The sequence below is a fragment of the Kitasatospora sp. NPDC091257 genome, assembly GCF_044757675.1.
In the GTDB taxonomy this organism is placed as follows: Bacteria; Actinomycetota; Actinomycetes; order Streptomycetales; family Streptomycetaceae; genus Kitasatospora; species Kitasatospora lactacystinica.
In genome coordinates this window covers 1-10,022 of the sequence record NZ_JBIVVI010000192.1, presented here as the reverse complement: position 1 = coordinate 10,022, position 10,022 = coordinate 1, and the positions used below count along the sequence as shown (strand labels likewise).

7 protein-coding genes and 3 tRNA genes are annotated in these 10,022 nt (G+C 74.1%); 7 read left to right on the top strand and 3 right to left on the bottom strand.

Going from position 1 to position 10,022, the window contains the following annotated elements:
• The coding region (locus tag ACIQOV_RS12065; RefSeq protein ID WP_401047748.1) for a PAS domain-containing protein at nt 1–1,338 on the bottom strand (1,338 nt) is incomplete at its 3' end.
• A gap of 177 nt (nt 1,339–1,515) precedes the next feature.
• On the opposite strand from ACIQOV_RS12065, the gene ACIQOV_RS12060 reads away from it, so the two are divergent.
• The 6 genes from ACIQOV_RS12060 (at nt 1,516) to ACIQOV_RS12035 (ending at nt 7,774) form a co-directional block, all read left to right on the top strand.
• Nucleotides 1,516–1,609, top strand: a tRNA-Ser gene (locus ACIQOV_RS12060).
• 220 nt (nt 1,610–1,829) lie between these two features.
• A tRNA-Arg gene (locus ACIQOV_RS12055) sits at nt 1,830–1,905 on the top strand.
• 31 nt (nt 1,906–1,936) lie between these two features.
• Nucleotides 1,937–2,012, top strand: a tRNA-Arg gene (locus ACIQOV_RS12050).
• A 361-nt stretch (nt 2,013–2,373) separates the two neighbouring features.
• Nucleotides 2,374–5,472 (top strand): Ig-like domain-containing protein, encoded by a 3,099-nt coding sequence (locus ACIQOV_RS12045; protein WP_401047745.1) that lies wholly within the window; start codon nt 2,374–2,376, stop codon nt 5,470–5,472.
• 257 nt (nt 5,473–5,729) lie between these two features.
• The gene (locus ACIQOV_RS12040; RefSeq protein ID WP_401047742.1) at nt 5,730–6,941 is read left to right on the top strand and encodes an SPFH domain-containing protein; all 1,212 of its coding nucleotides are present in this window, start codon (nt 5,730–5,732) and stop codon (nt 6,939–6,941) included.
• Nucleotides 6,938–7,774 (top strand): C40 family peptidase, encoded by an 837-nt coding sequence (locus ACIQOV_RS12035; protein ID WP_401047740.1) that lies wholly within the window; start codon nt 6,938–6,940, stop codon nt 7,772–7,774. Before ACIQOV_RS12040 ends, ACIQOV_RS12035 begins: the two co-directional genes overlap by 4 nt.
• Nucleotides 7,775–7,873: 99 nt before the next feature.
• Here ACIQOV_RS12035 and ACIQOV_RS12030 read toward each other — a convergent pair whose 3' ends face one another.
• Nucleotides 7,874–8,827: an aldo/keto reductase gene (locus ACIQOV_RS12030; protein WP_401047737.1), complete on the bottom strand. Its 954-nt coding sequence runs from the start codon at nt 8,825–8,827 to the stop codon at nt 7,874–7,876.
• Between the two features lie 154 nt (nt 8,828–8,981).
• Here ACIQOV_RS12030 and ACIQOV_RS12025 point away from each other — a divergent pair, with 154 nt between their 5' ends.
• Nucleotides 8,982–9,182, top strand: a complete 201-nt coding sequence (locus ACIQOV_RS12025; protein WP_359913925.1) for a hypothetical protein — start codon at nt 8,982–8,984, stop codon at nt 9,180–9,182.
• Nucleotides 9,183–9,236: 54 nt separating this feature from the next.
• Here ACIQOV_RS12025 and ACIQOV_RS12020 read toward each other — a convergent pair.
• Nucleotides 9,237–10,022: endo alpha-1,4 polygalactosaminidase (locus ACIQOV_RS12020; protein ID WP_401047734.1), on the bottom strand; the 786-nt coding region annotated here is incomplete at its 5' end.

The following is a 10,022-nucleotide window of genomic DNA, read 5'->3' as shown; positions in this document are numbered from 1 at the left end:
GGGGTCCAGGGCCAGCCCGATGCCGCTGACGTCGGCGACCAGGTGGGCCAGTGCCTGGGCGAGCCGCCGCTCGTCGGCGATCACCTCGACCGCGGCGGCGTGCACCGAGAACCGCACCCGGCCGGGGCCGACCAGCTCGCCGGCCACGTCGACGGCCCGGCGGACCACCTTGTCCAGGCCGACCGGCACCCGGGGCGCGGGCTTTTGCCCGTCCTTGGCGTCCTTGCCGGCCTTGGGCTCCTTGCCGTCCTTGCTGTCCTTGCCGTCCTTGGCCTCGCTGCCGGCGCTCTCGCCGGCCTCGCAGCGCTGGTGGTCGAGCACCCCGTCGATCAGCTTCCCGAACCGGCGGCACTCGGCGGCCAGCCGGCGCAGCGTCCAGTTGGCCTCCGGCCAGAGCTGGCCGGCCGGGTCGGCGGCGAGCGCGTCGAGCCGCTGGTTCAGCGCGTTCAGCGCGCCGCCCAGCTCGCTCTCCAGGACGGCGGTGAGGTGCTCGTTGCGGGCGACCAGGGCGAGTTCGCGGCTGCGGTCGGTGAAGGTCATCACCGCGCCGACCAGCTGGTCGCCGTCCCGGACCGGGGCGGTGGTGAGGTCGACGGTGACCGGTCGGCCGTCCTTGCGCCACAGCACGGTGCCGCGCACCCGGTGCTTGCGGCCGGAGGTCAGGGTGTCCAGCAGCGCCGACTCCTCCAGCGCCAGCGGGGTGCCGTCGGCCCGGGAGTGCTGGATCAGCGGGTGCAGTTCGCGCCCGCCCAGCTCGCTCGCCCGGTACTCCAGGATGTGCGCGGCGGCCGGGTTGACCAGCACGCAGCGGCCTTCGAGGTCCACGCCGAGCACGCCCTCGGCGGCGGCGCGCAGGATCATCTCGGTCTGCTTGTGCTGGCGGCGCAGCTCGGCCTCGACGCCGAGCCGGCCGGAGAGGTCGCGGACCAGCAGCAGGAGCAGGTCGGAGGAGGAGGGCGAGTTCTCGCGGTACGAGTCGTACGGGGAGCGCGCGTAGCCGCGGCCGTCGCCGTCGTCGGCGAAGTCGTTGCCGGAGACCTCGACCGGGAAGGTGGTGCCGTCGGTGCGGTGGGCGGTCATCCGGACCGGGCGGTCGAGGGCCTCGTCGTCGCGGGTGGCCGGGCGCATCGAGCCGGGGATGCGGCTGGGGTCGAACTCGGGCAGCAGACCCAGCACGCCCATGCCGACCAGTGAGGTGCCCGGCGCCTGCAACGCCTGGACCGCCGCGCTGTTGGCGTCCACGACGGTGCCGTTGCTGTTCACCAGCAGCAACGCGTCGGGCAGGGCGTCGAGTATGGCGGCGAGGCGAGCAGCGCCTCGGATCGGCCTGCTGCTCACGTCGACAGGTCTCCTCGGCTCGGGGCAGCTCCTCCGGAGACGGCAGTATCTCATTCTTCTTTGCGGCGGGGTCGACCCGCCTAGTAACGTTGGCGGTGGTTGGTGCCGAGCCCCACGGTTGTGGCATCATCACTGACACACGGAACGGGTCCGCTCGCGCGGATGCGATCCATGTGGGGAGGCTTCGCCTAGTCCGGTCTATGGCGCCGCACTGCTAATGCGGTTTCGGGGTTATTCCTGATCGAGGGTTCAAATCCCTCAGCCTCCGCCAGTCGGGAGCCCCCGTCGACGATCTCGTCGACGGGGGCTCTTCGCGTTCCCGGACACAGTGCGGGTGCGGGTGTGGGTGCGGCCCGGAGCGGGGCCCCGAGCGCCGGCACGGCGGGGCCGGAAGGGGTCGGCGGGGGCCCGGATCAACCGATTTCGTCCTACGCCGCAGGTCATGTAATGTTGTCCCCGCAACGCCCCGGAGACAACGTTCACCAGGGCGAGCGCTCATAGCTCAACGGATAGAGCACTTGACTACGGATCAAGAGGTTGCAGGTTCGAATCCTGCTGAGCGCACCAACCTTCGCAAGATCGGGTTCGCCCGTTCCTTGCGCTCATAGCTCAACGGATAGAGCACTTGACTACGGATCAAGAGGTTGCAGGTTCGAATCCTGCTGAGCGCACCATCGAGAAGCCCCCGGCCACCGGCCGGGGGCTTCTCCCGTTCCCCGGCGCGCCGGGCCACTGATTCGAACAGGGCCCTGCGGTGGATGGTTCCGTCCCGGAGGCCGGCGTCCCCCGGATGGGTCCGGAGTTCCCGTTCTTGCGTCCGTTCGAGTGGTGCCGATTGCCGCCTAATGGATGAAATGCAGCTGTTTCGGGTACATCCCGTCCTGCCGCCCGAATGACCGCCGATCGGGTGGGACACGGCCAAAAGCACAGGTGTCGCCGTATGCCCGGCCCTGGGCCGTGATTCCTTTTTGTCGGATCTTGTGCAGCCTGCCCGCCTGCCCGCCAGCCCGGCAGCCCACCGCGAAGGAGAGCCGGATGAGCCGACAGTTTTCCCTTACGGCTGCCGCCCTGGCCGTCCTCGCGACCGGGCTGCTGACCACGTGGAACGCCCCGCTCTCGGTGGCCCGCCAGTCCCCCGACACCTGGTCCGCCGAGCACCGGGCGGTGCTGCCCTCCGGACTTTCGGTCCGGTTCGATCTCGATGCCTCCCCGGGCACCGGCGTCACCGCCGCACCGGGCGCATTGGCGGACCGCTCCGCCGCCGGTCTCCCCGCCGCCCGTTATGCCGACGGAATGCGGCCGGGAGATCCCGCGCAGACCTTCGACCTCGCCCCCGACCGTCCGCAGGCGGACGGCTCCTGGCGCACCGTGGGAACGCTCCGGCTGGACTTCTCCCGCCCGGTCCGCAATCCCCGGCTGCACCTCAGCGGCCTGGCCGCGCTCGCCACCGGGAATTCCGGCAGCACCAGCACGGCAACCCGGCTGACCGTGACCGGAGGCTCGCCGGCCGCCCCCGCCCTGGTCGACCGCACGGACTGGCCCGGCTGGACGGTCGAGGGCAACGTCCTCGCCCCCGCGAGCCCGGACGGGGCGTCCGACGGCGATCCCGGTTCGGCGGCCGAGGGCTCGCTGGAGCTGGCCGGCACGGTCCGCACCGCGGTGTTCCGGGTCGAGCAGCGCTCCGTCGCCCGGGCCGGCAGCACCACCACCCCGCCCGCCCTGCGCCAGGCCTACACCGTCACCGTCGACGAGGGCCTCGGCACCGCCCCGCAGGACTACGGCAACGCCTCGCACGTGGTCACCGACCTCTTCCTGGGCGCCGACGCGGCCGGTCCGGCGCGCACCGCCGGCAGCCGTTCCGCCGGGGCCCCCGGCAGCGGGCCGCTGGTCCGGCCCGACCACGGGGCGGCCCCACGCAGCCCGTTCGACGGCCCCCGGGCCGGGCTCCAGCCCGGCCGCGGCGAGTACCAGGGCGCCGACCCGGCGATCGCCTTCCCCGCCGAGGCCGCGATCGGCCGCTACTACCGGCTCACCGTCCCGGTCGCGGTCGGCGACCAGCCCGCGACCCTGGCCGGCTGGATCGACTTCGACCGCACCGGCCGGTTCGACCCCGCCGAGCGGGTGCAGACCGAGGTCCCGCCGGGCGCCGACACCGCCACCCTGGAGTGGACCGTCCCGGCCGGTGCGGCCTCCGGCGGGACCTGGGCCAGGCTGCGGATCGGCCGCGACGCCGGCCAGCTCGTCTCCTCCGGTGGGTTCGCCGACTCCGGACAGGTCAGCGACCAGCGGATCGAGCTGACCGTCGGCGCCTCCCGGCCGGAGATCGCCGAGCCGGTCGACGGGACCGTGCTCGCCGACGCCCGGCCGCGGATCAGCGGCGGGGGCGCGGTGTCCGGTGCCACGGTGGAGGTCGTCGAGGGCGACACCGCGCTCTGCAAGGCCAAGGTCCTGCGCGGCGGCGACTGGTCCTGCCGCCCCGACACCGGGCTGGCGCCCGGTCCGCACGCCCTCACCCCGGTGGAGACCACCACCGGCGGTGTGGTGCTGCGCGGCGAGCCGGTCGCGGTCAGCGTGAAGAGCGTGCCGCCGGGCGCCCCCACGCTCACCGTCCCCGCCTACACCAACGACCCGGGGCTCCGGCTCACCGGCACCGGCGAGGCGGGCAGCACCGTCTCGGTGGTCGAACGGGGCTCGGGCGACGACCTGTGCATCACGGGGGTGCCGGCGGACGGCCGGTGGTCCTGCCTGCCGGTCGAGATCCTGACGGACGGGAAGCACCTGCTCACCCCGGTCGCGGTCGACGCGGCGGGGAACCGGACGGCCGGGCCGCCGGTGGAGCTGGTCGTCGACACCGGCCTGCCGCAGCGGCCGGTGCTCACCTCCCCGGCCCCGGGGGAGACCGTGCGGGTCAGCCGGCCGAAGCTGGCCGGCCGGGCGGAGCCGGGAGGGAACGTGCTGGTCACGGTGCGGCCCGGGGCGTCCTCGGAGACGGAACGGCGGACGGTGCTCTGCGGGGCCACGGCGGCGTTCGACGGGAGCTGGAGCTGCACGGCCAACCGGGACCTGACGGACGGGGACCAGTGGCTGCTCGTCACGGCGACCGACCGGGCGGGCAACGAGGTCTCGGCGGAGCCGGTGCCGGTACGGGTCGCCGCTGCGGGCGCGGTGCCCGATCCGGCGGCGTCGAGCCCGGCGGTGTCGGGTTCGGTGTCGCCGAGTCCGGCGGCACAGAGTTCGACGGCAGTCGGTCCGACGGCTTCGGCTCCGGCCGCGGAGGTGTCGAGCCCGGTGGCCGGGAGCCCGACCCGGTCGGCCTCGGCTTCGGCCTCGGCCCGGCCCAGTCCGACGACGGTGACGGCGTCCGGTCCGGCGGCGAGTCCTGTGGCGCCCGGGTCGGCGGCGCCGAGCCCGGTGGCGTCCGGTGCGTCGGCGGTGCCGTCGAACCTCGCCGAGTCGGGCCCGAGCGCTCAGGGTTCGGCGGTGGCCTCGCCGAGTCCGTCGGTCGCGGCGGTGCCTTCGGAGGTGCCCGCGGCGCTGCCGATCGTGGTTCCGTCGGCGGGAGCCCGGCCGGTGACGGCAAGTCCGGTGGTGGCGTCGTCGGTGGCACCGACGTCGCGTCCGAGCGCTTCGGTCCCGGCGGCGGCCACCGTGACCACCGCGTCCGTCGCGTCCACCGGGCTCGTCGCCCCGATCCCCTCGGCCACCGTGACCGTCTCCCCGGCTCCGGCTCCGGCCCCGGCCCCGGCCGACGGTGTCGGCGCCTTGCCGGCCGCTGTCGCCGCGGTGCAGTCCGCGCCCTCGCCGGCCGGAACCGCCGGAACCGCCGGAACCGCCGGAACCGCCGGAACCGCCGGAACCGCCGGAACCGCCGGAACGGCCGCCGGAACCGCCGGAGCTGCCGACTCGGCCGGGGCCGTCGCCGAACCCGCCGAACCCGCCGAACCCGCCGAGTCCACTCGGGACGCGGCCCGGCCGTTGGCGGCGCCTCCGGTGGGGGCGTCGCAGGGCGCGTCCGGACGGCCCGGGGAGACCGGCCGGCGCGGTGGGCTCGCCGGAGTCCTGCTGGTGCTCACCGGTCTGGGGCTGATCACCCGTCGGGTGTTCGCCCGTAGGGCCGGTGCTCCTCGGCGCTGATCGGCGCCGAACTGTCCCGACCATCCACTCATGTGCCTGCGCGTCAGGTCGGCTTTGGATGATTCGTCAGTAAATGTCGACACACCTCGGTTCAAATGTCGCATTTGATGACGTATGAACTTAGCCTGACCCTGGCACTGCCCGTCAGATCCGGGCCGCCCGTTGCGCGACACACCGACCCAGAGGATCCGTGCATGGACGTCACCCGCGATTCTTCGCAGCGACCCGACAATCTGCCCAAGGTGTTTCCGCCGGCAGTGCCGGAACGTTCCGCCTCCGGCTCCAGCCCGCTGGCCAGAACCACGGCCATCAGGACCGTCACGTCGGACGGCCCGGCCGACAGCGGGCCGGCGACCACCCCGCTGGCCGTCGTCCCGAGCCCCGCGCAGGCCGGCCCGGCGGACCGGCGCGACCCGCTGGAGACGGCCGCCCCCGAGACCGTCGAGCTGCTGGACGTCACGGCGGCCGGAACCGCGACCGCCACCACCTCCCGGCGCCCGCCGCGCGCCGACCAGGCGCTGCGCGAGCACCGCGCCGCCGCGCTGCCCGGCTGGATCGCCCTGCTGGCCGTGCTGATCGGCGTGGCCGGTGTGCTGTTCGTACTGCTGCGCACCGGCGTCATCCCGTACTGGGACGCGCTGCCCGACCTGCGCGGCACCGTCGCACGGGAGAGCGGCCGGGTGGAGGCGGACGCGCAGTGGATCGCCGCGGCGGCCGCGGCCGGCCTGCTGGTGGTGCTCGCGCTCGCCGGACTGCTGGCCAACGCGGGCGGCGAGACCCGGGTGCTGACCCGCTGGGGCCGCTACCGGGGCACCGTCCGCCGGGCCGGCCTGGTCTGGGTCAACCCGCTGCTGCGCCGTCGTCGGGTGGACGTGCGGCTGCGGCACTGGCGCAGCGAGCCGGTCAAGGTGGTGGACCGCACCGGCACGCCGATCGTGGTCCGGCTGCTGATCGTCTGGCGGGTCAAGGACACCGCGCGGGCGCTGCTGGCGATCGAGGACCACGAGAGCTACCTGCGCGAGCAGGTCCAGGCGGTGCTCACCCGCACCGCGTCCACCCTGCCCTGCGACAGCAACGCGGCCCCCGGTCCCGCACTGCGCGACGGGCAGTGGTTCGCCGACGAGATGACCAGGGCGCTGGCGGCCGAGGCGGCCCCGGCCGGCCTGGAGGTCTACTCGGTGCAGCCGCTGGCCCTGGAGTACGCGCCCGAGGTGGCCGAGTCGATGCGCCGGCGCCGGCTGGCCGACCTGGACGCGGGCCTGCGCACGGTGCTGGTGGACGACGCGGTGGAGGCGGCGGCGCTCGCCGTCCGCCGTCTGGAGCGGGCGACCGCGCACGAACTGGACGAGGCCGCCCGCAGCGCGCTGATGGAACAGCTGCTGGTCGCCTTCGTCGCCCCGGCCGGAGTGGCCGCCTCGGTACCGTCCCCGGCCGCCCGCGCCGGGCGGAAGGAAGGACGACCCGCATGAGGATAGCCACCGGCGCGTACGCCGAACCCGCCGTCACCGTCGGCTCGGGCGGCCCCGACGGTGATCCCGGTCTGATCGGCTTCGAGGAGCGACTCGGCAGCATCCCCGCGATCGCGGGCTGCGGCTGCCCGAACTGCGTCGTCCGGCCGCGCACCGCCCGCTCCGCGGCGGCGGCCGGCGGCAGCCGAATACACCGGGCCGTGCGGAGCACCTGTCTGGCCACCACCGTGCTGGCGGGCGCCGGCGTCGTCGGCCTGACGGCCGGCGCCGGATCCGCGCACGCCGCGGCCGGGAAGCAGGGCTGGGACGGGTCGAAGTACTGGTTCAAGAACGGCTCCGGCGAGTGGCGTTGGACCAGCCACTCCGACGTCTACACGAGCCGCACCGGGCAGTCCGCCGGCTCGGCCCAGGCCCCCGCGCAGCCCGCGGCCCCCGCGAGCCGTCCGTCGGCCAAGCCCTCGCCGGCCCCCGGAAGCATGGAGGCGGCCATCGACTACGCGCTCGCCCAACTGGGCAAGCCGTACGTCTGGGGCGGCAACGGCCCGTCCGGCTACGACTGTTCGGGGCTGGTCCAGCAGGCCTACCGGCGCGCGGGGATCAGCCTGCCGCGGGTGGCCGACGACCAGTACGCGGCGACCACGCCGATCAGCGCCGGGCAACTGCGCCGCGGCGACCTGGTGTTCTGGTCCGACAGCGGCCGGGCCTCGGGGATCCACCACGTGGGGATCTACCTGGGCGGCGGCACCTTCGTGGAGGCGCCCCGGCCGGGGACGACCGTCCGCATCTCGACCCTCGGCCCGGGCTACTACCCGACCCACTTCGGCCGGCCGTAGCCGCGGAACCCGTACCGGGCCCCGACAGCGCGCCGCTGTCGGGGCCCGGACCGCGTCCAGGGCGGCTGCGGGGCGGAGCAGCCGTGGCGCCGGGCGGGCTCAGGCGGAGGCGGCGTCCAGCAGGGCGGTCTGCTCCGGGGTGAGCTCCAGGGTGGCGCCGGCCAGCAGCGGCGGGAGCTGCTCGACGGTGCGGGCGCTGGCGATCGGGGCGGCGACCGTCGGACGGGCGGCGAGCCAGGCCAGGGCGACGGAGGCGAGCTCCACCTCCAGCTCGGCGGCGACGGTGTCCAGCGCCTCCAGCACCTTGGGGCCGCGCGGCTCGGCCAGGTAGCGGGTGGCGCCCTCGGCGCGGGCGCTGTCCACGCCGTCGACCCCGGGACGGTACTTGCCGGTCAGGAAGCCGGAGGCCAGCGCGTAGTACGGGACGGTGGCCAGACCGTGCTCGGCGACCATGTCGGCCAGCGGGCCCTCGAAGGTGCCGCGCGAGACCAGGTTGTAGTGCGGCTGGACGGCGACGTACTTCGCCAGGCCCTCGCGCTCGGCGAAGGCCAGTGACTCGGTGAGCCGCTCGGCGGAGATGTTGGAGGCGGCGACCGCCCGGACCTTGCCCTCGCGGACCAGCTCGTCCAGCGCGGTGACGAACTCCTCGACCGGGGTGTCGTCGTCCCGGTGGGTGTAGTAGAGGTCGATCCGCTCGACCCCCAGGCGGCGCAGCGAGTCCTCGGCCGCGGCCTTGACGTTGGCGGCGCCCAGGCCGCTGCGCTCGGCGTGCATGCCGACCTTGGTGGCGATCACGATGTCCTCGCGGTTGCCGCGGCTGCGCAGCCAGTTGCCGAGGACGGTCTCGGACTCGCCGCCGGTGTTGCCCGGGGCCCAGGCGGAGTAGACGTCGGCGGTGTCGACGAAGTTGCCGCCGGCTGCCGCGTAGGCGTCCAGGACGGCGAAGGACTGCTGTTCGTCGGCCGTCCATCCGAAGACGTTGCCGCCGAGGGAGAGCGGGAAGACGGACAGGTCGGAGGTGCCGAGGCGGACCCGGCTGTGGTTTCCGGTCATGGGGGAAGTCAACCGGATTGCGCGGCGGGGCATTCCGTGAACCGCGCGGTCTTCACGGAGCCGTCGTACCGCTGTCGCACGTGGGGGTGGTGTGTTCCGCGCGACGGGGGTCCGGGGTGTGCCCGAGGTGGGCGGATTCGTTAGAGTCCGTGCCATGGCTGACAACGACTACGACCCCGCCGGCAGCACCCAGATGTTCCGGGCGTTCGTCGACGAGAGCCCGGCGCCCCAGGCCCCGGGCAACGTTTCCACCTACGGCAGCAGCAAGAGCGGCAGCCGCACCGGCGTGATCGCGCTGATCGCCGTCGTCGTGCTGGTCGCCCTGGGCGGCGTGATCTGGCTGGCGGTCAAGTGACCCTCGCGCGGGTGACCCTCGTCCGGGTCACCCGCGCGACGGGAGCCGAGCTCCTCAGCAGGGCTTGCGCCAGGCGTCCAGTTCGAGCTTCTTGCGCATCGAGCTGAAGCCCAGCGACTTGGCCTTGCCGCAGAACCGGTCCGTGTCGAGCTTGTACTCGACGTGGAAGACCGCCTTGCCCGCCTTGACGAAGGGGGCGACACGGTCGCACTCGTCGAACTGCGAGCACTCCTCGTTGACCGCGAAGTCGAAGTCCGCGAGCAGCGCCGGGATCTGGTCCAGGTCGTTCTTCAGGCCGATGGCCAGGCCGCGTTCATGGGCGAGCTGCGCCAGCATCCGGTTGTACTTGAGCTGGTCGTCGGCGGTCAGCGGGAAACCGCTGTTCTGGTTGTAGGCCTCGATGGTGTCCGGCTCGATGGCGTCGAAGCCCTTGCTCCGGCACATGTCGAAGCGGGCGGCCATCAGCGGCCTCAGCTGGTCGAGCTTGCGGATGTCGAACCACTTCTCGCCCTTCCAGCCGGTGTCCGAGCCCTGGAGGGACTTGGCGAAGGCGGCGGAGTCGGGGCGGAAGTTCTCCCAGGAGCCGGCGTTGATGTAGCAGATCACCTTGCGGCCCTTGGCGTGCAGCGCGGCCACCACCGAGGCGTCGTTCTCGAAGCCGTCGATGTCGTAGACCGGGACGTCCACCGACTGGTCGACGGCGCCGCCGAGTTGCCACTGCCAGGCCAGGCCGGGGGTGGGCTGCCAGCGGGCGCGGGCCGGCGGCGGTGCCGGGTTGCCCGGCGGGGTGCCGGGGCCCGGAGGGGTACCGGGCGGCGGACTGCCGGCGGGCGTTCCCGG